Source organism: Streptomyces sp. NPDC052496 (assembly GCF_040679095.1).
Lineage (GTDB): Bacteria > Actinomycetota > Actinomycetes > Streptomycetales > Streptomycetaceae > Streptomyces.
Map to the genome: position 1 here is coordinate 705702 of NZ_JBFAUH010000001.1, position 25802 is coordinate 731503.

General features: G+C 72.8%; 24 protein-coding genes and 1 other RNA gene. 8 read left to right on the forward strand and 17 right to left on the reverse strand.

Annotated features, from left to right (window positions below; genetic code table 11):
- Positions 1-62: 62 nt before the first annotated feature.
- From AB0L45_RS03140 to AB0L45_RS03160, 5 genes are all read right to left on the reverse strand, one after another.
- On the reverse strand, positions 63-344 hold the full coding sequence (locus tag AB0L45_RS03140; protein WP_004571953.1) for an HU family DNA-binding protein: 282 nt from the start codon (positions 342-344) through the stop codon (positions 63-65).
- A 305-nt stretch (positions 345-649) separates the two neighbouring features.
- Positions 650-2083, reverse strand: a complete 1434-nt coding sequence (locus AB0L45_RS03145) for an NAD-dependent malic enzyme (RefSeq protein WP_365835462.1) — start codon at positions 2081-2083, stop codon at positions 650-652.
- Positions 2084-2540: 457 nt separating this feature from the next.
- Positions 2541-4964, reverse strand: coding sequence for a UvrD-helicase domain-containing protein (locus AB0L45_RS03150; protein ID WP_365835464.1), 2424 nt, complete (start codon positions 4962-4964; stop codon positions 2541-2543).
- Positions 4965-5173: 209 nt separating this feature from the next.
- Positions 5174-5914: a zf-HC2 domain-containing protein gene (locus tag AB0L45_RS03155; protein WP_365835466.1), complete on the reverse strand. Its 741-nt coding sequence runs from the start codon at positions 5912-5914 to the stop codon at positions 5174-5176.
- Positions 5911-6432, reverse strand: a complete 522-nt coding sequence (locus AB0L45_RS03160) for a sigma-70 family RNA polymerase sigma factor (protein ID WP_279634536.1) — start codon at positions 6430-6432, stop codon at positions 5911-5913. The genes AB0L45_RS03155 and AB0L45_RS03160 overlap by 4 nt, the downstream gene beginning before the upstream one ends.
- 462 nt (positions 6433-6894) lie before the next feature.
- Between AB0L45_RS03160 and AB0L45_RS03165 the strand changes: the two genes are divergently transcribed.
- The gene (locus AB0L45_RS03165) at positions 6895-7887 is read left to right on the forward strand and encodes a CHRD domain-containing protein (RefSeq protein ID WP_365835468.1); all 993 of its coding nucleotides are present in this window, start codon (positions 6895-6897) and stop codon (positions 7885-7887) included.
- Here AB0L45_RS03165 and AB0L45_RS03170 read toward each other — a convergent pair.
- Positions 7848-8486 carry an ABATE domain-containing protein gene (locus tag AB0L45_RS03170; protein WP_365835470.1) on the reverse strand — a complete coding sequence of 213 codons (639 nt, stop codon included), beginning with the start codon at positions 8484-8486 and terminating at the stop codon, positions 7848-7850. The two genes, AB0L45_RS03165 and AB0L45_RS03170, sit on opposite strands and share 40 nt — an antisense overlap.
- Positions 8487-8627: 141 nt before the next feature.
- Here AB0L45_RS03170 and AB0L45_RS03175 point away from each other — a divergent pair, with 141 nt between their 5' ends.
- Entirely contained in the window at positions 8628-9404 is a 777-nt protein-coding gene (locus AB0L45_RS03175) for a methyltransferase (protein WP_365835472.1), read from the forward strand.
- 208 nt (positions 9405-9612) lie between these two features.
- Here AB0L45_RS03175 and AB0L45_RS03180 read toward each other — a convergent pair whose 3' ends face one another.
- Both AB0L45_RS03180 and AB0L45_RS03185 read right to left on the reverse strand, forming a co-directional pair.
- Entirely contained in the window at positions 9613-10866 is a 1254-nt protein-coding gene (locus tag AB0L45_RS03180; protein ID WP_365835475.1) for a uroporphyrinogen-III synthase, read from the reverse strand.
- A gap of 139 nt (positions 10867-11005) precedes the next feature.
- The gene (locus AB0L45_RS03185; protein ID WP_365835477.1) at positions 11006-12406 is read right to left on the reverse strand and encodes a nitrate/nitrite transporter; all 1401 of its coding nucleotides are present in this window, start codon (positions 12404-12406) and stop codon (positions 11006-11008) included.
- 320 nt (positions 12407-12726) lie between these two features.
- On the opposite strand from AB0L45_RS03185, the gene AB0L45_RS03190 reads away from it, so the two are divergent.
- From AB0L45_RS03190 to AB0L45_RS03205, 4 genes are all read left to right on the forward strand, one after another.
- Entirely contained in the window at positions 12727-12870 is a 144-nt protein-coding gene (locus AB0L45_RS03190; RefSeq protein WP_365835479.1) for a lasso RiPP family leader peptide-containing protein, read from the forward strand.
- 237 nt (positions 12871-13107) lie between these two features.
- Positions 13108-14982 (forward strand): asparagine synthase-related protein, encoded by a 1875-nt coding sequence (locus AB0L45_RS03195; protein WP_365835481.1) that lies wholly within the window; start codon positions 13108-13110, stop codon positions 14980-14982.
- A 5-nt stretch (positions 14983-14987) separates the two neighbouring features.
- A complete protein-coding gene (locus AB0L45_RS03200; RefSeq protein ID WP_365835483.1) occupies positions 14988-15245 on the forward strand; it encodes a lasso peptide biosynthesis PqqD family chaperone in 258 nt (85 codons plus the stop codon).
- Entirely contained in the window at positions 15242-15652 is a 411-nt protein-coding gene (locus AB0L45_RS03205) for a lasso peptide biosynthesis B2 protein (RefSeq protein ID WP_365835485.1), read from the forward strand. Before AB0L45_RS03200 ends, AB0L45_RS03205 begins: the two co-directional genes overlap by 4 nt.
- Before the next feature lie 34 nt (positions 15653-15686).
- Here AB0L45_RS03205 and AB0L45_RS03210 read toward each other — a convergent pair whose 3' ends face one another.
- Together AB0L45_RS03210 and AB0L45_RS03215 are read right to left on the reverse strand one after the other, a co-directional pair.
- On the reverse strand, positions 15687-16217 hold the full coding sequence (locus AB0L45_RS03210; RefSeq protein ID WP_365835487.1) for a DUF4232 domain-containing protein: 531 nt from the start codon (positions 16215-16217) through the stop codon (positions 15687-15689).
- A gap of 91 nt (positions 16218-16308) precedes the next feature.
- On the reverse strand, positions 16309-17280 hold the full coding sequence (locus tag AB0L45_RS03215) for a LysR family transcriptional regulator (RefSeq protein WP_365835489.1): 972 nt from the start codon (positions 17278-17280) through the stop codon (positions 16309-16311).
- Between the two features lie 124 nt (positions 17281-17404).
- Between AB0L45_RS03215 and AB0L45_RS03220 the strand changes: the two genes are divergently transcribed.
- Complete coding sequence (locus tag AB0L45_RS03220) at positions 17405-18709, forward strand: MFS transporter (RefSeq protein ID WP_365835491.1); 1305 nt, start codon at positions 17405-17407, stop codon at positions 18707-18709.
- Positions 18710-18834: 125 nt separating this feature from the next.
- Here the strand turns inward: AB0L45_RS03220 and ssrA are convergent.
- From ssrA to ftsE, 5 genes are all read right to left on the reverse strand, one after another.
- Positions 18835-19204: a transfer-messenger RNA gene (gene ssrA, locus AB0L45_RS03225) on the reverse strand.
- Between the two features lie 115 nt (positions 19205-19319).
- On the reverse strand, positions 19320-19838 hold the full coding sequence (gene smpB, locus AB0L45_RS03230; RefSeq protein WP_365835493.1) for an SsrA-binding protein SmpB: 519 nt from the start codon (positions 19836-19838) through the stop codon (positions 19320-19322).
- 18 nt (positions 19839-19856) lie between these two features.
- Entirely contained in the window at positions 19857-21047 is a 1191-nt protein-coding gene (locus tag AB0L45_RS03235; RefSeq protein ID WP_365835495.1) for a S41 family peptidase, read from the reverse strand.
- A 67-nt stretch (positions 21048-21114) separates the two neighbouring features.
- Positions 21115-22026, reverse strand: coding sequence for a permease-like cell division protein FtsX (gene ftsX, locus AB0L45_RS03240; protein WP_365835497.1), 912 nt, complete (start codon positions 22024-22026; stop codon positions 21115-21117).
- 32 nt (positions 22027-22058) lie between these two features.
- Positions 22059-22748 (reverse strand): cell division ATP-binding protein FtsE, encoded by a 690-nt coding sequence (gene ftsE / locus AB0L45_RS03245; protein WP_003986514.1) that lies wholly within the window; start codon positions 22746-22748, stop codon positions 22059-22061.
- Between the two features lie 295 nt (positions 22749-23043).
- Here ftsE and AB0L45_RS03250 point away from each other — a divergent pair, with 295 nt between their 5' ends.
- A complete protein-coding gene (locus AB0L45_RS03250; protein WP_365835499.1) occupies positions 23044-23232 on the forward strand; it encodes a hypothetical protein in 189 nt (62 codons plus the stop codon).
- A gap of 143 nt (positions 23233-23375) precedes the next feature.
- Here AB0L45_RS03250 and AB0L45_RS03255 read toward each other — a convergent pair whose 3' ends face one another.
- Positions 23376-24272, reverse strand: a complete 897-nt coding sequence (locus AB0L45_RS03255) for a hypothetical protein (RefSeq protein ID WP_365835501.1) — start codon at positions 24270-24272, stop codon at positions 23376-23378.
- A 379-nt stretch (positions 24273-24651) separates the two neighbouring features.
- A complete protein-coding gene (gene prfB / locus AB0L45_RS03260; protein WP_365835503.1) occupies positions 24652-25764 on the reverse strand; it encodes a peptide chain release factor 2 in 1113 nt (370 codons plus the stop codon).
- Positions 25765-25802: the final 38 nt, after the last annotated feature.

Genomic DNA, 25802 nt, shown 5'->3' on the forward strand with positions numbered 1-25802 from the left:
TCCCCCGGGGGGACGGCCGCCCTCACGCCTTTGTCACCGGGGCCGGTCAGGCCCCCGGCGGGTTACTTGCCCTTGGCGGCTTCCTTGAGCTTGGAGCCCGCGGAGACCTTCACGCTGTAGCCGGCCGGGATCTGGATCGGGTCGCCGGTCTGCGGGTTGCGCGCGGTGCGAGCGGCACGGTGGGTGCGCTCGAAGGTCAGGAAGCCGGGGATGGTGACCTTCTCGTCGCCCTTGGCGACGACCTCGCCGACGGTCTCGGCGAGCGCGGCCAGAACGGCGTCGGCGTCCTTGCGGGTCACCTCGGCGCGGTCGGCCAGAGCGGCCACCAGCTCACTGCGGTTCATGTTTGTACTCCCGTGTTCTTCTTGCCAATGAGGCGTGAGATCGAAGCCGATGCTGCCAGGGCCCTTGGACGGTGCCCGGACCCGGGTCTGCTGACAGACCCTCGCGCCCGGGTACGCATCCTGCCCCCACCTGCGGCGGTAAAGCCAATCCGGCACCCAGGAGGGTCACACGAAAAGCGCCACTGCCTCATAGTGGTGACGTCCCGCACCGTGCCTCACCGGGCCGGCCCCGCAGGGCGGCGGCCGTTGCTGCCCGCCACCCTATGGGGGCGCCGCGGGCCCCGTGCCACGCGACGCGCCGGACGTCAGGCCGTCGTGGCGGCCGTCACAGCCTCTCCCGCGGCCTTCGCGGCTTCCTTCACCGCGTCCGCCACCGCGCCCGCGACCTTGTCGTTGAAGACGCTCGGGATGATGTAGTTCGCGTTGCGCTCGTCGTCGAGGACGACGTTCGCCAGGGCGCCGGCCGCGGCCAGCATCATGTCCGTGTTCACCGTACGGGACTGGGCGTCCAGCAGGCCGCGGAAGACGCCCGGGAAGACCAGCACGTTGTTGATCTGGTTCGGGAAGTCGGAGCGGCCGGTGGCCACGACGGAGGCGGTCTGCCGCGCGACGCTGGGGTCCACCTCGGGGTCGGGGTTGGCGAGTGCGAACACGATCGCGCCGTCGGCCATCTTGGCGACGTCGTCGCCGTCCAGGACGTTCGGGGCGGAGACGCCGATGAACACGTCGGCGCCGACGACGGCCTCCTTGAGGGTGCCGGTCTCGCCCTCCGGGTTGGTGTTGTCGGCGATCCAGCGCAGCGGCGAGTCCGGGTCGGCGTCGACCAGGTCAGCGCGGCCCGCGTGCACCACGCCGTTGATGTCGGCGACGACGGCGTGCTGGACGCCGGCCGCCATCAGCAGCTTGAGGATGGCCGTACCGGCGGCGCCGGCGCCGGACATCACCACGCGGACGTCCTCGAACTTCTTGTCCACCACGCGCAGCGCGTTGGTCAGCGCGGCGAGCACCACGATGGCGGTGCCGTGCTGGTCGTCGTGGAAGACCGGGATGTCCAGGGCCTCGCGCAGCCGCGCCTCGATCTCGAAGCAGCGGGGCGCGGAGATGTCCTCCAGGTTGATGCCCGCGAAGCCGGGGGCGATGGCCTTGACGATCTCCACGATGGCGTCGGTGTCCTGGGTGTCCAGGCACAGCGGCCAGGCGTCGATGCCGGCGAAGCGCTTGAAGAGGGCCGCCTTGCCCTCCATGACGGGCAGCGCGGCCTTGGGGCCGATGTTGCCCAGGCCCAGCACGGCGGAGCCGTCGGTGACGACCGCGACGCTGTTGCGCTTGATGGTCAGGCGGCGGGCGTCGTCGGGGTTGTCGGCGATGGCCTGGCAGACCCGGGCGACGCCGGGGGTGTAGACCATCGACAGGTCGTCGCGGTTGCGGATGGGGTGCTTGGACTGCATCTCGATCTTGCCGCCGAGGTGCATCAGGAACGTACGGTCGGAGACCTTGCCGAGCGAGACGCCCTCGATGCCGCGGAGCTTCTCGACGATCTCGTCCGCGTGGGCGGTGGAGGTCGCGGCGATGGTGACGTCGATGCGGAGCTTTTCGTGGCCGGAGGCGGTCACATCGAGGCCGGTGACGGAGCCGCCGGAGGACTCCACGGCCGTGGTGAGCTGGCTGACCGCCGTACCGCTCGCGGGAACCTCCAGCCGCACCGTCATCGAATACGAGACGCTGGGCGCCGTTGCCATGGCCGACTTCCTCTGCTTTCCCTTGTTTCTCTCTGCGCGCCACTCCGGGGCCCGCGGAAGGGGCCAGGCCGGAGCGCGAAGACCGATCGTCCCACCTACCAGCCGGTACACGGTAACCAGCGCCGTCACCGGGTGATCATTCCGGAAAGACTTTTCCACCATACGAGAGGGTGGGGGCGAACGGAAGACCTGACCGCCGACCGCGGATGAACAGTGCGCGAACGCCGACGGGCGCCTTCCGGATTGCTCCGGAAGGCGCCCGTCGTGTGGTTCAGTGACACCGACCCGCCATGCTCGCCTCGCGGCAAGTGGTCGCTCGTAGCGACTATGGTTGGGCCCGGGGGCTTGGATCGGGCCGGTGCCACCACCAAGGCTAACAAACCATCCCTCGAAGCGAATCCCGTCCCGGACCTTCTTTTGCCGGGACGCGCGCCCGCCGGGGGCGTGGCGCGGGCCCTCAGTCCCTGAGCAGGTCCGGCACCCCGTCGGCGTCCGGCTCGTCGCGCGCGCCGGACAGGACGGTCAGCTGCTGGGTGGCCCGGGTCAGCGCCACGTACAGCACCCGCAGCCCGGCCGGCGACTCGTCCGCGATCTCGGCGGGCGAGACCACCAGCGTCGCGTCGTACTCCAGGCCCTTGGCCTCCAGCGAGCCCAGCGCCACCACCCGGTCACCGAGCTCCGCCAGCCAGCGGCGGGCCTGCGCACGCCGGTCCATCGCCACCACGACGCCGACCGTGCCGTCCACCTCGGCCAGCAGCCGCCGGGCCGCGTCCCGTACGGAACCGGCCAGGTCGTCCTCGTCGGCGACCATGAAACGCGGCGTCAGGCCCGTCGAACGGACCGCCTCCGGCGCCTGCATGCCCGGCATGGCCAGCGCGAGCACCCGCGCCGCCAGCTCCGCGATCTCCGCCGGGTTGCGGTAGTTCACGGTGAGGGTGAAGCGGCGGCGCGGGCGGGTGCCCAGCGCCTCGTCGCGGGCGACGGCCGCCTCGTCCGGGTCCGACCAGGACGACTGCGCCGGGTCGCCGACCACCGTCCACGTCGCGTGCCGGCCGCGGCGGCCGACCATCCGCCACTGCATGGGCGTCAGGTCCTGCGCCTCGTCGACGATGACGTGGGCGTAGTCCGTACGCTCCTCCTCCAGGCGCTCACGCCGGCCGCGCCCGCCGCCGGACATCCGCTCGCCGTACGTGCTCAGCTCCTCCAGACCGGTGAGCTGGTCCAGCGGATCGGCCTCGCGGGACCTGGCGGGGCGGGGCGGCGCGCCGAGGATGAGCTGGAGCTCGTCCAGGAGGGCCACGTCGTGGACGGACAGCGGGCCCTGCCCCTGGTCGTCCAGACGGCTCAGCGAACGCGCCAGTCTGCGCACCTCGCGCTGGTTGAGCACCCGGCGCGCCCAGCGGCCCAGCCTGCGCTCGTCGGCCATGGCGGCCAGCACGCCGCGCGGGGTCAGCTCCGGCCACCAGGCGTCGAGGAAGTCCTGGAAGTCCTGCTCGGTGGTGATGTCCTCGTCGAACGCCTGGCGCGCCTCGGCGGCCAGTTCGGGGTCCGTGTAGCGCTTGGCGGCGCCGGATCTGGACCAGAGGGCGTCGAGGATCAGGCGGCGGGCGCGCGGGCGCAGCAGGTTGACCGGCGCGGTGCCGCCGAGGGCGGACTGCCGGATGCGGTGCAGGTCGCGGGCGTCCAGTTCGACGCGGGCGCCGAAGACGACGACGCGCAGCCGGTCCGGCGGCCCTGCGGGGGCCCCTGCGGACCGGTCGTCCTCCTCTCCGAAGGCGAGCTGGCCGTCGGCGGGCTCGGCGGCGGCCCCCGCGGACGCCGTACCGGCCATTTCCAGGGCCCCGCGGGCCGCCTTGCGCAGCAGTTTCTGCATCCGGCTGGAGCCCTTGATGCGGGCTACGGCCGGCGCGTCGTACGCGGTGGCTTCCGCCCCGTCGACAAGAGAGCCCAGCGCGCGGATGGCGACCTGGCCCTCCTCGCCGAGGGACGGCAGGACGCCCTCGGTGTACGCGACGAGCAGCGGCGTCGGGGAGACGATGAGGATGCCGCCCGCGTAACGGCGCCGGTCCTGGTAGAGCAGGTAGGCGGCACGGTGCAGCGCCACCGCGGTCTTGCCGGTGCCGGGGCCGCCCTCGACCTCCGTGACGGAGGCGGCGGGGGCCCGGATGACCATGTCCTGCTCGGCCTGGATGGAGGCGACGATGTCGCGCATCGTGTGGCTGCGGGCCCGGCCCAGGGCGGCCATCAACGCGCCGTCGCCGACCGCGGGCAGCTCCTCGCCGTTCAGCGTGGCGGTGATCTCCGGGCGCATCAGGTCGTCCTCGACGCCCAGCACGCGGCGGCCCTTGGAGCGGATGACCCGGCGGCGTACGACCCGGCCGGGCGCCACCGGGGTGGCCCGGTAGAAGGGGGCGGCGGCGGGCGCGCGCCAGTCGATGACCAGCGGGCTGTAATCGGCGTCCAGCACGCCGAGGCGGCCGATGTGCAGGGTCTCGGCGATCTCGGCGTGCCCGCCGGTGATCGCGCCGTCGGCGGGCTCGACGGAGGTGTACGCGCCGTCCGGGCCCTTCTTGCCGTCCTTGCCCTGGAGCAGGTCGATCCGGCCGAAGAGGAAGTCCTCGTACTCGGAGTTGAGCCGGTTCAGATGGGCGCCGGCCTGGAAGACCTGGGCGTCCCGCTCGGCGAGCGCGCCGGGCGTGCCGACCTGGCCGCGTTTGGCGGCGTCGTCCATGAGGAACTCGGCCTCGTGGATCTTCTCCTCAAGACGCTGGTAGACACGGTCGAGGTGCTCCTGTTCGGAAGCGATCTCGCGCTCGCGTGTGCTGTCCGGCTGTGCGTCGTCGACGGAGTCCGGCGCGTGCGTGGCATTCTGCGCGGCCACCCAGGCCCCCTTCTTCTGTGCGTAGGGCAGCCGTCAACCGTACGCGAACCGGGCACCGGGCGCACCTGACCCAAAGGACCAAATCACCACCGGGCGGGAGCAAACCGGGCACCGCGGGCGGACGATGGCGGGCAGACCGTACGGAATCAGGGGCTCCGTTTTGTGCCGCGCCGGCGGACCGGCGCGAAACCGGGGGCCCGGCCCGCCGCTCAGACCTTGATCTGCGCCAGCCGCCGGCCGTCGAGCGTGCGGACCTCGAAGCGGTCGATGTTGGATCGGTTCATCGCCGAGCCGCCGTGGGTGTAGAGCGGCTCCTTGTTCCACTTGGCGGCGCCGTCCTTCAGGCCGTAGCCGCCCGGGGGCACCGCCCAGGTCGTCACGGTCTGCTCCGCGCCGCTCTTGCCGACCGCGACCAGGTCACAGGTGAGCGGGCCCTTGACGTTGCCCAGCTTCAGGGCGACGTGGGTGCCCCAGGGCTTGCGCTCCAGGGAGACGCTGGCGGCGACCTTGGTCACGGGGTCGACCGTGCCGACCTTCTCGCCGTGTTCGTACATCGTGCGGGCGTAGCTCGTCAGGTGCTCCGGGCTCTCGTCGGTGTCCCCGGCGGTCAGCGCGTACGTGGTCAGCGGGCCGCCGACGACCAGGACGGCAGCGGCGGCCACCAGGTACAGGCGGCGCCGGCGGCGGGTCCGGCGCACCGCGCCGACCTCGGCCAGCAGCCCGTCCAGGAGGCCGGGGCGGGGAACCGGACTGACCGCCTCCGGGTCCGGTGCCGCCTCCTTGGCGTCGGCGAGCAGGGGCGGCAGGCCCAGCAGGCCGTCGAGTTCGGCGGCGCACCGGCCGCAGTCGGCGAGGTGCTCCTCGAAGCGCGCCGCCTCGGCGGCGTCCAGGACGCCCAGCGCGTAGGCGCCGACGTCGGTGTGTACTACGGGCTCCGTGGGCCGCTTCACGCCGTCACTCCTCGTTCTTCGAGCGAGAGCTTCAGGGAGCGCAGGGCGTAGAAGACCCGGGACCGGACGGTCCCGGCCGGCACCCGGAGCACTTCGGCCGCCTCATTGACCGTACGCCCCTTGAAGTAGGTCTCTATCAACGCCTCCCGGTGGGCTGCACTGAGGTCGCCGAGCGCTTCGGTGATCGTCATCAGGCGCAGGGCCCGGTCGATCTCGTCGGCGGCCGGCATCGATTCCAGGGGCGCGGCATCGACCTCCTGGGGACGTGCCTGACGGCTGCGGTGGCTGTCGATGACGATGCGCCGGGCGACGGTGACCAGCCAGGGCCGGACGGAACCGGTCGCGCGCTGCAGCTGGCCGGCGTTGCGCCAGGCCCGCAGCAGGGTCTCCTGCACCACGTCCTCCGCCCGGTGCCGGTCCCCGGCGACCAGGCGCAGCACGAAGGCGAGCAGCGGGCCCGCGTGCTCCTCGTAGAGGGCCCGCATCAGCTCCTCGTCCGGCGCCGTACTGTCTGCCACGACGGCATCCTTGCGCACGCCAACTCCCGGGTCGATAGCGCGGATCGGACATTCGCAGCGCACGGGCATCAGCGCTCGCGCACGTCGCGTGCGGCACTGCCGTCACCGTCCGCACCGCCGATCACCTCGGTCTGCCGTCCGCGGCCGGGCTCGCGCATGTCCGCCCCCTCGTCTCGCATTCCGGGCGCGATACCGCCCCTTCAGCCAGCAGTACGGGGCCGGGCGGACCGCGACTCAGCGCCCGCCGCGGTAATTCCGGGAGAGAGTGGCGGAGTTACGCACACGGGCGGGCGGGCGTTTCCCGCGCGCCCGCGCGGGCGGCACGGTTTTCCCCTTCCGCGCGTTCGGTCCGGCCGCCATGGCACTGCCCCCAATTCGCCGGTGAACGGGTGCGGCGGACGCCCCGTACAGCAGCCCGACGAGCCCGGTGCCAGGCCGGGCACCGGGCCAGGGAGGTACACCGTGAACCGTGGCAGGACCGTCTCCACCGCCGGGGCCGTGGCCGCCGTCGCGGCGGTGCTCGTGGCGCCGCCCGCGCAGGCCGGGGAACCGGCGCAGGTCAGAGCGGCGGGCCGGGCCGAAGGCGGCGCTGCCGTCTCCTTCGTGAGCAGCCTGACCGGAGAGAACGAGGTGGCCGCGCCGGGCGACCGGGACGGGCGGGGGCTGGCGTTCCTCCGGCTCCGGGGCGACCGGCTCTCGTTCGCGCTGTCGTACCGGGGTGTCGCCGGCCCCACCGCGGCCGTCCTCCAGGAGGCGCGGAAAGGCGCCGAAGGGCCCGTCCGCATTCCCCTGTCCGCGCGGCGGCATTCCGCGGGGAAGGCGGCGGAGAGCCGCACGGAGCGGAGCGCGGAGAACGGCACGGTGAGCGGTACGGTCACGGTTTCCGACCGGCGTGTCCGGGACGCCCTGCGGAAACAGCCGAATGGTTTCTCTTTCAATCTCCTCACGGCGCCATTCCCGCACGGCGCGGTCCGCGGACAGCTGCACGCTTCGACCCGCCCCCTCGACCCGGACCGGGCCCTGCGGCACAGCGTGCAGGCGCGGGTGCTCCGCGGCGCGCAGGTCTACGCCTGTACGCGGCAGAGCGACGGCCGGCACGCGTTCACCCAGCGGAACGTCCGGGCCCGCCTCGAAGGCGGCATCGCGCACTTCTTCGCCGCGCCCGGCCCCGGAGGCCCGCCCGCCTGGGTGGCACCGGACCGCTCCGCCGTCACCGGCACGGTGCGCTCCAGGACGCCGAACGGCGCGGGCAACATCCCCGAACTCGCGCTGGACGCCCGCCAGGCGGGACGCCCTGGCGGCCGGCTCGGCAGCACCGAAGAGGTCCTCCGGCTGAACACGGTGGGCGGCGTCGCCCCCACCGGGACCTGCGATCCGGCCGTGCGCCCCGAGGTCGCCGTGCCGTACCGGGCCGATTACGTGTTCGTCGGCACCGTGCGTACAGCGGGGAGCTGAACCTGGGCGCTCCCCGCGGGCTGCTGCCCCGCGCGGCTCACCGCCCGCCGGCGGTGGCGCGCCACCCGCTCCCGGTTCCCGCACACCTCGCTGGAGCACCACCGGCGGCGCCGCCCGCGCGAGGTGTCCAGGTACACCAGCGCGCAGCTCTCGCCCTCGCACTGCCGCAGCTGGCCGCGGGTGACCGCGTCGGTCAGCATCCCGATGGCGTCCCGCGCCACCGCCGCCAGCAGTCCGGCGCAGTCGGGCGGCCCGGTGAGCGCCCGGACCAAGGCGCCGTCGTCGGCGCGTACGGCGCGGGCGGGCGGCACCGGGACGGCGGCCGCCGCGTTGAGCAGGCGCAGGTCGCCGTCGGCGGCCCGGCCGCACAGTTCGTCGTGGACCACGCGGCGCAGCAGTTCGCGCAGCATCCGGAAGCGTACGACCCAGCCGCGGTCCACGGCGCCGAGCTGGGCGGCGCCGGGGACGACGCCCGCGCCCACCAGCCAGGCCGTCAACTGTTCGGGGCCGGCCAGGCGTTCGGCGGACCGGCCGGTCGTGGCCATCAGGTCCAGGCAGATCCGCCCGCAGTCGAACCGCAGGTCAAAAGGCGCCGCCATGTGCCCGTACTCCTTGGGAGACAACCGCTGCCCTATCAGAGTGCCCGGCGCGGCCCCCGGCCGGAACCCTCGGCACCGCCGCGTACGGGACAGCACCCCGTGTATACATCGCATGTATACCGACGATGTATAGTCCGGATCATGTCGGCCAAGACCCTGCTCAAGAACCGCTCCAGCCTGACGCACAAGGTCCGCTACGCGGTCAGCAACCCGGCGCGGATCGCGCCGTACCTCCGGCGCACCGCCCGGGACACCTGGCTCCGCCTCAAGCACCCCGACCACGTCGCGTACTACCGCGCCGTGATGGCCTCCGACGCCGGCCGCAGCCCCGAGGCGGCGGTCGGCAGCCGCAGCCACGAACGGTGGCTGGCGCTGGGCGAGATGCAGTTCACCTATCTGATGGAGCACGGGCTGCGGCCCGGCATGCGGATGCTGGACATCGGCTGCGGCAACCTGCGGGCCGGCTGGCGCTTCATCGACCACCTCGACACCGGCCACTACTACGGCATCGACATCTCCCCCGACATCCTGATCGCCGCCAAGAAGACGCTGGCCACCTACGAACTCCAGGACAAGCTGCCGCACCTGACGATCACCCAGGACCTGACCTTCGACTTCCTGCCGGACGCGCACTTCGACGTGGTGCACGCGCACAGCGTCTTCTCGCACTCGCCGCTGTCCGTGATCGACGAGTGCTTCCGGCACGTCGGCCGCATCCTGGCGCCCGGCGGGTTCTTCGACTTCACCTTCGACCGCACCGAGGGCGCCGAGCACCAGGTGCTGCGCGAGGACTTCTACTACCGCACCGAGACGCTGCTGGCGCTGGCCCGCAAGCACGGGCTGGAAGCCCGGTTCATGGCGGACTGGGAGACCCGTCCGCACGGGCAGTCCAAGATCAGGGTGTCGAATCCTGCGTGACAGCGGCGTCGGAGGTCCTGGAGGCCTGGAGGCTTCGGAGGCCTGGAGGCCTGGAGGCCTGGAGACTCGGAGGCCTGGAGGCTCGGAGGCCCGAAGGCTTCGGAGGCACGGACGCTTCGGAGACGGCCGTCCGGCGGATGCGTCACGGACGGCGGGACGACGGGACGACGGGACGGCGGGGCAGCGGGACGGCGGGGCGGCCGGAACGTCACGCCTCCGCGTACTTGGCCCCCACCCGGGGATCGAGTGCCAGCCGGTACCCCCGCTTGACCACCGTCTGGATCAGCTTGGGCGCGCCCAGCGCCCCCCGCAGCCGGGCCATCGCCGTCTCCACGGCGTGCTCGTCGCGGCCCGCGCCGGGCAGCGCGCGCAGCAGATCGGCGCGGGAGACGACCCAGCCGGGGCGGCGGGCCAGCGCGCGCAGCAGCGCCATCCCGGCCGGAGGTACGGGCCGCAGTACGCCGTCGACCAGGACGGCGTGCCCGCGGATCTCCACCCGCCGCCCGGCGACCGTCAACGGCCGCACCCGGCTCGGCAGTTCCTGGCACAGCAGCTGGACGAGCGGGCCGAGCCGGAAGCGTTCGGGCTGGTGCGTGGCCACCTCGTGCGCTTCGAGGGGCAGCGCGGTGACCGGCCCGACGCAGGCGGGCAGCACGTCGTGGCGCAGTGCGTGCAGCAGCCCGTCGAGCAGGCCGCGCTCCTCGGCGCGGCGCAGCAGCGAGGAGGCGGCCGGCGCGCTGGTGAAGGTGATCGCGTCCAGGCCGCGGGTGACCGCCGCGTCCAGCAGCCGGTCGACGGGCCCGATGTCGGCGGGCGGCATCCAGCGGTAGACCGGTACGCCGACCACCTCGGCGCCGCCCGCCCGCAGCGACTCCACGAACCCCGGCAGCGGTTCGCCGTGCAGCTGGAGGGCGACGCGGCGCCCCCGTACGCCCTCTTCCAGCAGCCGGTCCAGCACCTCGGCCAGCGACTCCGACTGCGGCGACCAGGTCTCCGTCAGCCCGGCCGCGCGGATGGCGCCCTTGACCTTCGGGCCGCGGGCCAGCAGTTCGACGGCGCCGAGCCGGGCGAGCAGCGCCTCGCCGAGCCCCCAGCCCTCGGCGGCCTCGATCCAGCCGCGGAAGCCGATGGCGGTGGTCGCGATCACCACGTCCGGCGCCCGGCCGATCAGGTCCTCGGTGGTGGCGAGCAGTTCGGCGTCGTCGGACAGCGGCACGATGCGCAGCGCGGGGGCGTGCAGGACCTGGGCGCCGCGCCGTTCGAGCAGGGCGCCCAGTTCTTCGGCGCGGCGGGCGGCGGTCACCCCGACGGTGAAGCCGTCCAGGGGCCGTACGTCGGCCGGGCCGTCCGGGGGCGGTACGTCAGCGGTGCCCGCCGCGGCGGGCCGTGCCGGGCCGTCGTGCCGCCCCGCGCCGTCCTGTGCGCCGTCGTCCCGTCGCGCGTCGTGCTCGCCCTCGTGCATGGTCCGTCCCTGGCTCGTCCCGGCTCCGGTGCGCCGGGCACCGGTGAAGGTCCGAGCCTGCCAACCGCTGGTGACAGGCTCGCTCCCGCAGTATTTCCCAGCTGTTACGGACCATCACGGCCGCCCGGCGCGCCGTGCGTCACACCTCCGCGAGCGCGGGCGCCGCCTCCTCCCGGTCCGGTACCGCCACGGTGGCCGCCGTACGCCTCAGGTATACGGCCCAGGTCACCGCGGAGCACAGCGCGTAACAGCCGAGGAAGGCCACGCACGCCGGGGTGCCGGTGCCCGCCGACTGGAACGACTGGCGGAAGGCGAGGTTGATGCCGAGTCCGCCGAGCGCGCCGACCGCGCCGGTCAGCCCCATGGCCGCGCCGGACAGCCGCCGTCCGTGGGCCGCGGCGGCCTCGCCCGTCAGGCCCTTCGCCAGCGCCTTGGCCTGGAAGATGCCGGGGATCATCTTGTACGTGGAGCCGTTGCCGAGCCCGCTGAGCACGAACAGGGCGATGAAGCCGGCGAGGAAGACGTCCAGCGAGTGCCGCGCCGACGCGACGATCACCACGCCGGTGGCCAGCGCCATCGCCGCGAAGTTGACCAGGGTGATGCGGGCGCCGCCGTACCGGTCCGCCAGCCGGCCGCCCACCGGCCGCACCAGGGAGCCGAGCAGCGGCCCGAGGAAGGTCAGCGACGCCGCCTGGAGGGGCGTGCGCGCGAACTGCGTCTGCAGGACCAGGCCGAAGGCGAAGCCGTAGCCGATGAACGACCCGAACGAGCCGACGTACAGGAGCGAGACGATCCAGGTGTGCGGGTCGCGGGCCGCGTCCCGGACCGCCCCGGTGTCGTTGCGCACCGGGCGCAGGTTGTCCATGAACAGGGCCGCCAGTACGGCGGCGAGCACGATCAGCGGCAGGTAGACGGCGAGCACCAGCCGCGGGTGCGCCGCGCCGGCCGTGGCGATGACGAGCAGCCCGAGCAGCTGGACGACGGGGACGCCGAGGTTGCCGCCGCCCGCGTTCAGGCCGAGCGCCCAGCCCTTCTTCCGCAGCGGATAGAAGGAGTTGATGTTCGTCATGGACGAGGCGAAGTTTCCGCCGCCGACCCCCGCCAGCGCCGCGACCAGCAGGAAGACGGTGTACGGGGTGCCCGGGCGGAGCGCGAACGCCGCGGCGGCGGTGGGCACGAGCAACAGCGCCACGCTGCACACCGTCCAGTTGCGCCCGCCGAAGCGCGCCACCGCGAACGTGTACGGCACCCGCAGCACCGCCCCCACCAGCGTGGCCACCGCCACCAGGAAGAACTTCCCGGCCGCGTCGATCCCGTACTCGGGCCCCAGGAACAGCACCAGGACCGACCACAGGCTCCATACCGAGAACCCGATGTGCTCGCAGAGGATGGAGAGGGCGAGGTTGCGCCGGGCGATCCGCCGCCCGTGGTCGCGCCAGAAGGTCTCGTCCTCCGGATCCCAGTGTTCGATCCAGCGGCCCGTCCCCCGCGCGGGGGTTCGGGCCACCGCCTCGCCCGTGGCCGTCGTCGTGTCCGTCATCGCGCCCTCCCAGCTGCCGGTTGCCGCCGTACCGCGACGCTAGGAAGGGCGCGTTTCCCTTCTGTGGCGGGACGTGACCGGCGGGAAACCTTGCGCTCACCGCGTCCGGGGGCGCGCGGTGAGCGGAACGCACACCGTCGGCGCACAACCGCCGGAGGTTACGCCAATGCACCCCGTGCGCCCCCTACATCACTCGTTAGGGGCAATGGCAGGGGCTGCGGATGCTGGCAGCATCTCCCCTGGACGCACTGCGTAATCGCATGAACACAGCCTGTGTTCACCGGCGGGCGCGGTACTTCTGAGGGAAGGGGATCATTCTCATGCCGGAAGTTCAGGAACCGTTCGAGACGGTCGAGTACGAAGCACCGGAGCTGGCCGAGGCCGGGGACTTCACCGAGCTGACGCTCGGGTTCCACGGCCACCACTGGGATGCCTGGGGAGGCCGCGGCCACCACTGGTGGTGAGCCCCGGAGCCCTCCGGGCCCCATCGGATCCTGCCACGCCCCGGTGGGGCCTGCGGGCCCCCGGCCTGACGGGACGTCGTCCACGCGCCCCCAGTCCGGCGGTCCCTGCCCGGGCGCGCACCGCCCGCCCCGGCAGGGGCCGCCCCCACCCGGCACCCGCCCGTCCTCCCTCCGCACCCGACCGGAACCAGCCATGAGCCGCACGCCCGCACCGCACGCCAGGGGTGGTAAGTCATCGTGGATTTCGTCGTCTTCCCCGATCATCCCGCGACCGGCCCGCTGTGTCTGAACCTGCGCCGCGACCCCACCGTGCGCACGGTGCGCCACCCCTCCGGGCGCCCCTGGGTCATGGGGCACTGGACCGACGACGAAGCCGTGGCGACCGGCCCGGGGCCGGACCGGCTGCTGCTGCTCGGCACGGCCGCGGCCGACACCGGGACACTGGACCGGATGCTGCGCCGGCTGCGCCGCCTGGAGGACCTGGACAGCCGGGTCCGTGAACTGCCCGGCAGCTTCTTCCTCCTGGCCGCGATGGGCTCCCGCGTCCGGTGCCAGGGCAGCCTGTCGACGGTCCGGCAGATCCATCACGCGAGCGTCAACGGCGTCACGGTGGCGGGCAGCCGCCCGCACGACCTGGCGGCGCTGGCCCGCGAGGCGAGCGCCGCCGGGCTCCCCACCGGCGCGCCCGGCCTCGGCTCGGTCGACGAGGAGAGCCTGGCCGTGCGCCTGCTCGCCCCGTTCGCGCCGTATCCCCTCGCCCAGCGCCCGGCCTGGCGGGCGGTGCGGGCCGTACCGCCCGGCCACTGCCTGACCCTCGGCGCCGACGGGCGCCACGGCACGGCACGCTGGTGGCGGCCCCCGCGGCCCGACCTCTGGCTGGAGGACGCCGCCGAGTGCGTACGCGACGCCCTGACCGAAGCCGTACGGGTACGCGCCCGCCGCCCGGCCCTGAGCGCCGACCTCTCCGGCGGCATGGACTCCACCAGCCTGTGCTTCCTGGCCGCCCGCGAGGACACCCGGCTGATCACCACCGCCTGGGTGTGCCGGGACGAGGCCAACGACGACAACGTGTGGAGCGACCACGGCGCGGCCCTGCTGCACACCGCCGAGCACCTGCCGCTCCCCTACACCGACGCGCCCACCTGGTACGCACCGCCCGCCCGCACCGACCCCGCGGGCCCGCTCGCCGTGATCCGGGAGAGTGCCCGCCTCGACCACCAGGCCGCGGCCGTCGCCGCCCGCGGCTCCCGCACCCACCTGATCGGCGTCGGCGGCGACGAACTGTTCTCCCCGCGCCCGGTGGCCCTGAACTCCCTGGCCCGTACGGATTTCCGCTCCGCCGCCCGGCGCGCGTGCGCGGCCCGCCGGCTGGGCCGCTGGACGCTGGTCGACACCCTGCGCACCCTGTTCGGCGGCGTGCCGTACCCGCAGTGGCTGGAGGCCTGCGCCGACCGGATCGTGCCCGGCGCGCGGTCCGGTGACAGCGGCGCCGACTGGGAGGTCGTGCCGGCCATGCCGCCGTGGGCGCACCCGGACGCGGTGGCCACCGCCCGCCGCCTGGTACGGGACGCCGCCGCCGCGGAACCCGAGCCGTTCGCGCCGCTGCGCTGCCAGCACGAGGTGCTGCGGGCCGCCGCCCGCGCCGGGGAGATCGTGCGCGGCGCGGCCGCGCTGACCGCGCACCACGGCGTCACCTTCGAGGCCCCGTTCCTCGACGACAACGTCATCGAGGCGGCGCTGACCGTGCGGCTGGTGGACCAGGTCGCGGTCGGCTCGTACAAACCCCTGCTCAGCGCGGCCATGCGCGGCATCCTGCCGGACGCGGTACGGGCCCGCGGCACCAAGGGCGAACACAGCGCCGAGGTCTACGCGGGCCTGCGCCGCCACCGCCGGGCCCTGGCCGCGCTCTGCGACGACTCCCGCCTGGCCGGACTGGGCCTGATCCGCCCCGAAGTGCTGCGCACGGCCCTGACCTCGCTCCAGCCCCTCGCACACACCCTGCAACCCCTGGACCCCACCCTGGCGGCCGAGTACTGGCTGCGCTCCCTCCAGGAGCAGCCGCGGCCCGCCGCCCCCGCCCGCCCCACCGTTCCCGCCGCGGAAGGAGCCTGAACCCGATGGCGTTCGCCCTCGCCCCCCATGTCAGCAGCGTGCGCACCCCCGGAGGCATGGTGCTGCTCAACGCCCGTACGGGCCGCTACTGGCAGATGAACAACACCGGCGCGTTCGTCCTGGAACATCTTCTGGCCGGCGGCACCTGCGCCTCGGCCGCCGACGAGCTGCGCCACCGCCACCCCTCGGCAGCGGACCGGGTGGGCGCGGACGCCGTCGCGCTGCTGGAGTCGCTCCAGTCGGCGAAGCTGGTGATCTCGTGAGCATCCCGGTCGCCACGGGCGTGCCCGCCCGCCTGCCGTTCGCGGACCGCTGCGCCGCGCTCGGCTGCGTGGCCGCGGCCCGCCTCCTGACGCGCTTCTCCCCCCGCACGCTCTGCCGCGTCCTGGACACCGTACGGCGAGGTGCCCGGCCGGCCACCGAACCGCAAGCCGCGCGCGCCCGGCACGCCGTCGTCACGGTCAGCCTGCGCTGTGCGGGCAACGGCTGTCTGCAACGCTCCGTGGCGACCGCCCTGTTGTGCCGGCTGGGCGGCCGGTGGCCGCAGTGGTGCACGGGCGTGCGGACGGAACCGTTTCGCGCGCACGCGTGGGTCGCGGTGGACGGCCGCCCGGTCGGCGAGCCGGACGACACCCGGCTCTACCACCCGCTGCTGTCCGTCCCGCGCTGAGAGCCGGGGGCCGGCCTGTCCGGGACCGCGCCGGTCAGTCGGCCGCCGCCCGCGGGGGTGCCATGCGGATGCGGTGGTCGCACACGTCCATGAACTCCATCCGCCGGCCCTTCTCGTCCTGAACCCCTACCTCGGTTCTGTCGCCGTCGCGGGGTGCCGCCACCACGGCGCTGCCGTTCTTGACCCAGCAGTCACCGTCTCCGGGACGCCCCGCTTCGACGTCCCGGTAGCGCAGGTCGACCACGACGCCCTTGCCGCTGGGCACACTGACCGGACGTGTACGGCCCTGCCCCACACCGTCCGCCTGACCGGCCTTGCCGCTGTGCACCAGGAACTCCGGGTAGCCACGGAAGACGCACCCGTCCGCGCCGGTGTTGACCGCCGCGAGGCGGGCCTCCCGGTGCGGGGTGCGGGCCTTCTTCTTCAGTACCGTGACCTTCCACTTCAGGGCCTTGGTCGTACAGTTCGCCTGGAACACGTCGACCCGCGGGTCGTCACAGGCGACCAAGCCACCGCTCAGCACGAGCACGGCCAGAGCCGCCGCGGTCAGCGGACGCTTTCGCACGGGAACCCCCAACAGTCCGGCTATGGTTCTTGCCGTCGGTAAGGAGGGGTTCCCGCGCTTACAGGTTGCTTATACGGCAAAAATTCGGCCGTCACCGGCTGTAAGCCATCAACGCCGCATCCTCCTCCGGCAGCCACACCGGCCCCTCCGGCCACCGCAGCCACCCGCGTTCCGCCGCCAGCCCCCGGCACGCCGCCCGCAGCGCGTCCAGTCCCGCATGGCGCAGCCCCCGCCGCCACACCAGGGATATCGGCGCCAGCGGCACCGGATCGACGACCGGCCGCAGCGCCATCCCCGGCACGTCGATGAACTCGACGCTGGCCAGCACCGACCAGCCCTGCTTGCGCACCACCCGCATGAACTCCGCCGACCCCTCTATCTCCGGGAACGGCGCCGCCATCGCGATGCCCCGCCCGGCGAAGAGGCGGGCCGCCAGGTCGGTCCACTCCGCGGTGTGCGCGTTCCCGGCCCCGGCGTAGAGGGTCTCACCGGCGAGCGCGGCCAGGGGGACGGTGGACCGGGCCGCCAGGGGGTGGTCCGCGTCCAACAGGACGGCCATCGGCTCGTACCGTACGGGCAGGTGTTCCAGGCGGGCCCGGACGGCCGGCGGCAGGCCGGCGACGCGTCCGAAGGACACGTCCAGCCGCCCGGCGGCGAGTTCGGCCGCCGCGCCGGTCAGGCCGCTGTGGTAGCGCGCGACGAGTTCGCAGGCGGGAGCGAGGCGACGGGCCTCCTCCAGGACGGCGTGCGCCGTGCCGATGGGCACGCTGACGTCGACCAGCAGGGGCCGGTCGTCGGGGGCGAGGAAGGCGGCGGCCAGCTCATCGTGCGCGGCCAGCACGCGGCGCGCGTACGGGAGCAGGCGGGCACCGTCCTCGGTGAGGGTGACCCGGCGGGTCGTACGGTCGAAGAGGTCCGCGCCCACCTCCTGTTCCAGCCGCCGGATGTCGCGGCTCAGTGCCTGCTGGGCGATGTACAGCCGGCCGGCGGCGCGGGTGAAGTGCAGTTCGTCGGCGACGGCGGTGAAGGCGCGGAGCAGGCGCGGGTCGAGATCTCGGGACACGCGCACATCGTGCCACCGGCGCGCGCGGGCCCTGTACGCGCCGACGGCATTCACAACAGAAGTGCGTGAATGCGCGCGATGCAGGTGTTGGACGCGGAACGACCCGCACGGCGACGGTACTTCCATGGTTCTCTTCCTCGCCGCCCGCCCGGTGACTGCCCCGCCCGTCCGCCGCGTTCCGCCCGCCCGCCGCCGGCGCCGCCGCTCCCCCGCCGCGCTCCGCCGCGTACTCGGGCCTTACGGCCGGATCTTCACCGTCCCCGGCGCCCGCGCCTTCACCGCCGCCAACCTGCTCGCGCGGCTGCCCATGGGCATGTTCAGCGTCAGCGCGATCCTGATGATCGCCGGGTCGCGCGGCTCGTACGCGCTGGCCGGCGCGGTCACCGCGACCGGACTGGCGGCCACGGCGGTCGCCGGACCGTGGACGGCGCGGCTGGTCGACCGGTACGGGCAGGCCAGGGTCGCCGTCCCCGCGACGGCCCTGGCCGTCCTCGGCTCGCTGGCCCTGGTGCTCTGCGTCCACCTGGGCGCGCCGTCCTGGACGCTGTTCGCCGCGTACGCCTGCACCGCGACCACGCCCAACACGGGCGGCATGGCCCGTGCCCGCTGGGCCCGCCTCCTGCGGGACGACCCGCGCGCGCTGCACACCGCCAACTCCTTCGAGCAGGCGGCCGACGAGGTGTGCTTCATGCTCGGGCCGGTCCTGGCGGCCTTCCTGTGCACCGGGCTCTTCCCGGAGGCGGGCACGCTGACCGGCGCGGTGCTGCTGCTGACCGGGGTGCTGCTGTTCGCCGCCCAGCGGCGCACCGAGCCGCCGGCCGTGCCCGTCGCCGCGCGCCACGGCGCCGGGCGGCTCGTCACCGCGCTGCTGCCCCTGCTGCTCACCTTCCTCGCCACCGGCGCGGTCTTCGGCTCGCTGGAGGTCGTCACGATCGGCTTCACGGACGCACACGGGCAGCGCGCGGCGGCGGGCGCGCTGCTCGCCCTCCAGGCGGCCGGGTCCTGTGCGGCGGGCCTGCTGTACGGGGTGCTGCGCCCGGCCGGACCGGCGGACCGGCGCTTCGTACGGTGTGTCGCCGCCATGGCCGCGCTGATGTGGCTGCCGTTCGCGGCGGCGAGCGCGGGCGGCGGGCTCCTGCCGGCGGCGGCGCTGCTGTGCGCCGGGATGGCCACGGCGCCGACCATGGTCACCGGCATGGGCCTGATCCAGTCGCGGGTGCCGGCGGGCCGCCTGAACGAGGGCCTGACGCTGGCCGTCACCGCGCTGCTGACCGGCATCGCGGCGGGCTCGGCGGGCGGCGGCTGGGCCGTGCAGCACCTGCCCGCGGGCACCGCCGCCGGCTACACCGTGCCCGCCGCCGCGGCCGCCCTGGCCCTGGCCGCGGCCGGCACCGCGCACGCCGTACGGACCGCCCGGCGGCCGGCGTGAACGGAAACGGCGGCCGCCCCCGGACACCGGCGGCGGTACGACGAAGGCCCCGCTGCCTGAGCAGCGGGGCCTTCGCCTCACATGGGGTGACGGGTCCGGGGGCCGGGGCCTCCGGTTTCTCCGTCGAGTGGAGATGGCGGGAATCGAACCCGCGTCCAACGGTGCGGAAACAGGGCTTCTCCGAGCGCAGTCCGCTGCGATTTTCTCGGCCCCGGAGATCTCGCGGACAAGTCTCCGACGGGCTCAGTCACTGTTTGATTTCCTCCTAGGCCCCGTGACCGGACCTAGAAGTTTAGTTCCCTAGCTGATGCCAGGATCCGGGTCGGGAACACCCCCGGGCTGACACTTCGCAGGTCGCTACTTAGGCAGCGAGGGCGAAGGAATCGCGCTTGGTGTTGGCGATTATTTTTTGCGACATATGGTTTACGAGATCATTGCCGCTTCCTCGGCTCGCTTCCCCTGCTTCGACATCCGCTGTCGAAACCGATCATCCCCATGTTGTGTTTTCAAGGTGGTGCCTGCACCGGCGTGCGGTGCGTAGCCCATCGTACGTGACCAACGCGCGACGATGCCAGCGTATTCCCGCCCGGACGGCGGGGAGCCCGGCTGGTCAGGCCCGCTCGCGCCGCTTGGCCGCCGAGATCGCCCGGTCCGCCTCGCGGCGGTCCTGCTGCTCACGCAGCGTCTGCCGCTTGTCGTACTCCTTCTTGCCCTTGGCCAGCGCGATCTCGACCTTCACGCGGCCGTTCTTGAAGTACAACGACAGCGGCACGATCGTGTGGCTGGTCTCCTGGGACTTCGACTCCAGCTTGTCGATCTCCAGGCGGTGCAGCAGCAGCTTGCGCTTGCGGCGCGCGCTGTGGTTGGTCCACGTGCCCTGGGCGTACTCCGGGATGTGCACGTTGTGCAGCCAGGCCTCGCCGCGGTCGATCTGCACGAAGCCGTCCACCAGGGACGCCCGGCCCTGGCGCAGCGACTTGACCTCCGTGCCGGTCAGCACCAGCCCGCACTCGTACGTGTCCAGGATGAGGTAGTCGTGCCGCGCCTTCTTGTGCTGGGCGATGAGCTTGCGGCCGGTCCCGTCGTCCTTCTTGCCGTTCTTCTTGTTCGCCTTAGAGGTCTTGGTCATAGTGGAGCCATTTTCGCACTACGCCCCGCCCCCGAGGCCACTCAATACCGTGCGGGCACGGGCCGGGGCGTCGTCCTCGGCGACCAGGTCCGGGGTGATGCCGCGGTCGTCGACCGTCCGGCCCGACGGGGTGCGGTAGTGGCCGACGGTCAGCTCGGCGACCGAGCCGTCGGGCTGCTCGCTGGGCAGCTGCACCGAGCCCTTGCCGAAGGTCGGCGTGCCGACCAGGACCGCGCGCCCACGGTCCTGGAGCGCCCCGGCCAGCAGCTCGCCGGCGCTCATCGTGCCGCCGTCCACGAGCACCGCGAGGGGGATGTCCGTATCGCCGTCGCCCTGGGCGTACAGGGCGCGCTGGCTGCCGCGGACGTCGTACGTGGCGACCAGACCGCCGTCCAGGAAGGCGGAGGCGGCGGTGACCGCCTCACTCACCAGGCCGCCGGTGTTGCCCCGCAGGTCCAGCAGCACGCCGCCGCGCGGGGAGGCGGCGCGCACCGCACGGCGGACCTCCTCGCCCGTACCGCTGCTGAAGGCGCCGACCCGGATGCGGGTGGGCCCGTCCGGGCCGTCGGGGCGGTCGGTGGTCACGTTCTGGTCCCGCAGGCGGGCCCGGCGCAGGGTCTCGGTCCACTGCCGCGTACCGCGCCGCAGCTCCAGGGCGACGCTGCTGCCGGCGCCCGGCCGCGGGCCCGCGGCCGCCGCCCCGGCGTCGCCGCGCAGCCGCGCCACGACCTCGGTGACCTGGCTGCCCCGGGAGGCCACACCGTCCACCGCGCGCAGGTCGTCGCCGGGGCGCAGGCCGGCCGCCGCCGCGGGGCTGCCGGGGCGTACCCGGGAGACCAGGGCGCGGCCGTCCGCCGCCTGCCGCAGCCACAGGCCCACGCCCACGTACTCGCCGTCCAGCTCGCGCTGGAAGTCCTCGTACTCGCGGGCCGAGAACGCCGTGGACCAGCGGTCACCGCTGCGGCTGACGACCTCGTCCGCCGCGCCGGAGCCGGCCGGGTGCGCCCCGGCGTGCCCGTCGGCGCGCGCGGGCCGGTGGACGTGGCCGGCGGCCGTACCTCCGGACGCCTGCCCGCCGCCCGCCGGGTGCCCGCTCTCCTTCCAGGTACCCGCCGCCGCGCCGGTCGCCAGCACGCTCACGAAGACCAACGTCAGGGCCGCCCCGCGGCGGCTGCGGCGGGGCCGGACGAACAAACACGGGCCCGTCATGCCGGTGAGTGTAGGACAGAAAGAAGCGCCGTACGGGGAGTTGACCGTACGGCGCCCTTGGCATACGTCACACCTTGAGGTACTTACGGAGCGCGAAGAACGCGGCGAGCGCCGGCATCAACAGGCCGATCAGCAGCACCAGCGGCAGCACCGCCACGACCGAATCCCAGCCGATGAACTTGATGACCAGGATCTTGGTGGCCAGCCAGTTGTTGATCAGCACCCACTTGCCGCCGACGATCAGCACACAGGCGAACACCGCTCCCAGCAGGCCCGCGATGGCCGCCTCCAGGATGAACGGCATCTGGATGTAGAAGCTGGACGCGCCCACCAGGCGCATGATCCCGGTTTCCCGCCGCCGGCTGAACGCCGACACCCGCACGGTGTTGACGATCAGCATCAGCGCCACCACCAGCATCAGCGCCATCACCACCAGCGCGGCGATGTTCATGCCGTTGAGGAGGTTGAACAGCGGCTCGATGGTGTCGCGCTGGTCCTGCACCTCTTGGACGCCCGGCCGCTCGGAGAACGCCGACTTGATCACTTCGTACTTGGTGGGGTCCTTGAGCTTGACCCGGAAGGACTCCGGCAGCTGGTCGGGGGTGACCAGACCCGCCACCGGCGTGTCGCCGAACTGCTCCTTGTAGTGCTTGTACGCCTGGTCGCTGGACTCGTACTGCACGTTCTGCACGATCGGCAGCCGGTCCAGCTCGGCCTTGATGTCGTTCTTCTGCTGCTCGGTGGCCGCGCCCTTGGCGCAGTGGGCCCCCGTCTCGGCGTCGTTCTTGTTGCAGAAGAAGATGGAGACGTTGACCTTGTCGTACCAATAGCCCTTCATCGTGCTGACCTGGTCGCGCATCAGCAGCGAGGCGCCGAACAGGCCGAGGGAGAGGGCGACGGAGACGATGACCGCGAAGGTCATCGTGAGATTCCGGCGGAGACCGACGCCGATCTCCGACAGGACGAACTGGGCGCGCATGGCGTCCTTTCAGTGCTGGGGGCCGTACACGCTTAGTGCTGGTAGCCGTACACGCCGCGCGACTGGTCACGCACGAGCCGGCCCTTCTCTAGTTCCATGACGCGCTTGCGCATCTGGTCGACGATCTGCTGGTCGTGGGTGGCCATGACCACCGTCGTACCGGTCCGGTTGATCCGGTCCAGCAGCTTCATGATGCCGACCGAGGTCTGCGGGTCGAGGTTGCCGGTGGGCTCGTCCGCGATGAGCAGCAGGGGACGGTTGACGAACGCCCGCGCGATGGCGACGCGCTGCTGCTCACCACCGGACAGCTCGCCCGGCATCCGGTCCTCCTTGCCGCCGAGGCCGACGAGGTCGAGCACCTCGGGGACCGTCTTGCGGATCTGGCCGCGCGGCTTGCCGATGACTTCGAGGGCGAAGGCGACGTTCTGTCCCACCGTCTTGTTGGGGAGCAGCCGGAAGTCCTGGAAGACGGTGCCCACCTGGCGCCGCATCTGCGGCACCTTCCAGTTGGACAGTTTCGCGAGGTCCTTGCCCAGTACGTGCACGGCGCCATGGCTGGCGCGTTCCTCCCGCAGGAGCAGACGCAGGAAGGTGGACTTACCGGAGCCCGAGGAGCCCACCAGGAAGACGAACTCACCGCGCTCGATCTCCAGGGAAACATCCCTGAGGGCGGGGCGGTTCTGCTTCGGGTAGGTCTTGGAGACGTTGTCGAATCGGATCACTGATGCACCACGGTCGACCTGGGTAGCGGCACGGGATGCCCCTGTCGCGGCTCCCGTCGGTGAGCGTGACCCTACGCGAGTCTCGCGCGAAGGCGCAGTCGCCGTTCGGGGTTGGTGCGTTTATTCACGGCATCTACGGGGACAAAACGAACACATTCCGGCCCGTGGAGCCGGGCGGTGGCGGCGAAAAGGCCGGAAGCCGACCGGGGCGCGCCGTTCCGTCGGCGAGCTGGCACAGTGGTAGAGGGAACCATCGTGGTTCCTTGCGCGTTGCAGCGGTTGATGAGGAGGTCGCATGACGTACGACCGGCTGGTGTGCGCCAACTGCGCGGCCCCTGTGAACGAGGGCCGCTGCCCCGTGTGCCGGGCCAGCAGGGAACGGCTGCAGGAGAGCGGGCTGTTCGGCCAGGTGACCCCCGCGGCCGTGGTGGCGCTGCTGGTGGCCCTGGTGGCGCTCGCGATGCTGATACACCAGGCCGCCTGAGGCCACCCCAGGTGACGGGCCGCGTACGGAGCGCCACCCTGCCCGGCGCGGCGCGGACATGAGAGCACCGAAGGGCCCGGAGCGCTGCTCGCGCTCCGGGCCCTTCGTCATGCGCTGCCCCGCGTACGGGGCGGGGCCTGGTGTCAGGCCGCGGCCGCGCCACCGCTCTTGTTGATCAGGCGCGGCATCAGGCGGAAGCCGATGCCACCGGCGATCATCGTCGCCGCGCCGACGAGCAGGAAGGTGGTGCCGGAGGCACCGGTCTCCGCGAGCTCGCCGCCCTTGGCCTGCTGCTGCGGCTGGCCCGGGGTGTTCACGATCTGCTCGTTGCCCTCGCCGGGCTGCTCGATCGGCTTGCTGCCGGCGTTGTCGGTACCGGTGCCGGTGCCGTCGTCGCTGCCACCGGAGGTGCTTCCGTTCGAGGTGCTGCCGTTGGTGTCGTCCGAACCGCCGGAGCCGCTGCCACCGGTCTGGCTGCCGCTCTGGCCGCCGGACTGGGTGCCACCGGTCTGACTGCCGGACTGGCCACCGGACTGCGTGCCACCGGTCTGGCTGCCGCTCTGACCGCCGGACTGGGTGCCGCCGGTCTGGCTGCCGGACTGGCCACCGGACTGGGTGCCGCCGGTCTGGCTGCCGGACTGGCCGCCGGACTGGGTGCCGCCGGTCTGGCTGCCGCTCTGACCACCGGTCTCGCTGCCGCCGGTCTGGCTGCCGGACTGGCCGCCGGTCTCGCTGCCGCCGGTCTGGCTGCCGCTCTGACCACCGGTCTCGCTGCCACCGGTCTCGGAACCGCCGGTCTCGCTGCCGCCGATCTCACTGCCGCCGGTCCCGGAACCACCGGTCTGGCTGCCACCGGTGTCACTGCCACCGGAGGTCGGGCCGCCGAAAATCCCGCCGAGGAAACCGCCCTCGTCCGGAGCGCCCACCGTCTGCTCGGTGCCGACCGCCGAGGCCGCCCCGGCCGCGGTGAGCGACGCACCGGCCGCGATCACCGCACCGGCCGCAATGCGCGCCACGCGCAGCCGCGTCTTCTTCGTCATGTACTGCTACCCCCAGTAGCTCTACTCGTCATGGGAGCATCGCTGTTCGGGGCAGCGGCCGACCCGGGTAGGCGAGTCGCGGTACCGCCCTGCGGCCGTTGCACTCAGATCCCCGTTCACACGCACGCCCCAGACATACGCATGCCGCGTACCACCCTTCCCAGTTCTCACACCATCGTCAAGGTCAAATAAAGGTGCGATGACCGAATTGAGGGGAGTTGCGGGGTCCATGGACGTATGACTGTGACCAAACCGCCACATGCCCCGGCACGGCAAAAAACAACTGCCGCTCGAAAAGCGGCAGTTGTTTCACAGAACATCCAGGGAAAATCCATACGGCATTCCGCCGCGGATTGCCGCCACGGCGTGCTCGCGCGGCTTACTTCCCCTGCTCCTGCTGCTTGCGCCAGCGAATGCCCGCCTCCAGGAAGCCGTCGATGTCACCGTCGAGCACGGCCTGCGGGTTGCCGACCTCGAACTCGGTGCGCAGGTCCTTGACCATCTGGTACGGGTGCAGCACGTACGACCGCATCTGGTTGCCCCAGGAATTGCCGCCGTCGCCCTTGAGTGCGTCCATCTTGGCCTGCTCCTCCTGGCGGCGGCGTTCGAGCAGCTTCGCCTGGAGGACGTTCATCGCGGTCGCCTTGTTCTGGATCTGCGAGCGCTCGTTCTGGCAGGAGACGACGATGCCGGTCGGGATGTGCGTCAGGCGCACCGCGGAGTCGGTGGTGTTGACGCCCTGGCCGCCGGGGCCGGAGGAGCGGTACACGTCGACGCGCAGCTCGGACTCGTCGATCTCGATGTGGTCGGTCTGCTCGACCACCGGCAGCACCTCGACGCCCGCGAAGGACGTCTGGCGGCGGCCCTGGTTGTCGAAGGGCGAGATGCGCACCAGGCGGTGGGTGCCCTGCTCGACGGAGAGCGTGCCGTAGGCGTACGGCACCTGGATGGCGAAGGTGGTCGACTTGATGCCGGCCTCTTCGGCGTACGAGGTCTCGTACACCTCGGCCTTGTAGCCGTGCCGCTCGGCCCAGCGCAGGTACATGCGCTGGAGCTTCTCGGCGAAGTCGGCGGCGTCCACGCCGCCGGCCTCGGCACGGATGTTGACGACGGCCTCACGGGAGTCGTACTCGCCGGACAGGAGGGTGCGGACCTCCAGCTCGTCGACGGCCTTGCGGACGTCGGCCAGCTCGCTCTCGGCCTCGGCGCGGGCCTCGTCGTCACCCTCGGCCTCGGCGAGCTCGAAGAGCACACCGACGTCGTCGACCCGGCCGCGCAGCTCCTCGGCCCGGCGCAGCTGGCCCTGGAGGTAGGACAGCCGGCTGGTGATCTTCTGCGCGCTCTCCGGGTCGTCCCAGAGGGACGGCGCCGCGGCCTGCTCCTCAAGCGCGGCGATATCGGCCCTCATCTTGTCGAGGTCCAGGACGGCCTCGATCGACCCCATGGTCGAGGAGAGGGACTTCAGCTCTTCGGATACATCGACGACTGCCACGCACCCCAGCCTAACGGCTGCCGCCGCCTGCGTGCCCC

Bases quoted from the DNA above. Each gene is read 5' to 3' on its own strand.
- AB0L45_RS03145 (WP_365835462.1), bottom strand. From the start codon at position 2,083: ATGGCAACGGCGCCCAGCGTCTCGTATTCGATGACGGTGCGGCTGGAG.
- AB0L45_RS03255 (WP_365835501.1), bottom strand. From the start codon at position 24,272: ATGACGAAGAAGACGCGGCTGCGCGTGGCGCGCATTGCGGCCGGTGCG.
- AB0L45_RS03170 (WP_365835470.1), bottom strand. From the start codon at position 8,486: ATGGCGGCGCCTTTTGACCTGCGGTTCGACTGCGGGCGGATCTGCCTG.
- AB0L45_RS03235 (WP_365835495.1), bottom strand. From the start codon at position 21,047: ATGACGGGCCCGTGTTTGTTCGTCCGGCCCCGCCGCAGCCGCCGCGGG.
- AB0L45_RS03220 (WP_365835491.1), top strand. From the start codon at position 17,405: ATGGTTCTCTTCCTCGCCGCCCGCCCGGTGACTGCCCCGCCCGTCCGC.
- AB0L45_RS03185 (WP_365835477.1), bottom strand. From the start codon at position 12,406: ATGACGGACACGACGACGGCCACGGGCGAGGCGGTGGCCCGAACCCCC.
- AB0L45_RS03175 (WP_365835472.1), top strand. From the start codon at position 8,628: ATGTCGGCCAAGACCCTGCTCAAGAACCGCTCCAGCCTGACGCACAAG.
- AB0L45_RS03200 (WP_365835483.1), top strand. From the start codon at position 14,988: ATGGCGTTCGCCCTCGCCCCCCATGTCAGCAGCGTGCGCACCCCCGGA.
- AB0L45_RS03140 (WP_004571953.1), bottom strand. From the start codon at position 344: ATGAACCGCAGTGAGCTGGTGGCCGCTCTGGCCGACCGCGCCGAGGTG.
- smpB (WP_365835493.1), bottom strand. From the start codon at position 19,838: ATGACCAAGACCTCTAAGGCGAACAAGAAGAACGGCAAGAAGGACGAC.
- AB0L45_RS03180 (WP_365835475.1), bottom strand. From the start codon at position 10,866: ATGCACGAGGGCGAGCACGACGCGCGACGGGACGACGGCGCACAGGAC.
- ftsX (WP_365835497.1), bottom strand. From the start codon at position 22,026: ATGCGCGCCCAGTTCGTCCTGTCGGAGATCGGCGTCGGTCTCCGCCGG.
- AB0L45_RS03190 (WP_365835479.1), top strand. From the start codon at position 12,727: ATGCCGGAAGTTCAGGAACCGTTCGAGACGGTCGAGTACGAAGCACCG.
- AB0L45_RS03250 (WP_365835499.1), top strand. From the start codon at position 23,044: ATGACGTACGACCGGCTGGTGTGCGCCAACTGCGCGGCCCCTGTGAAC.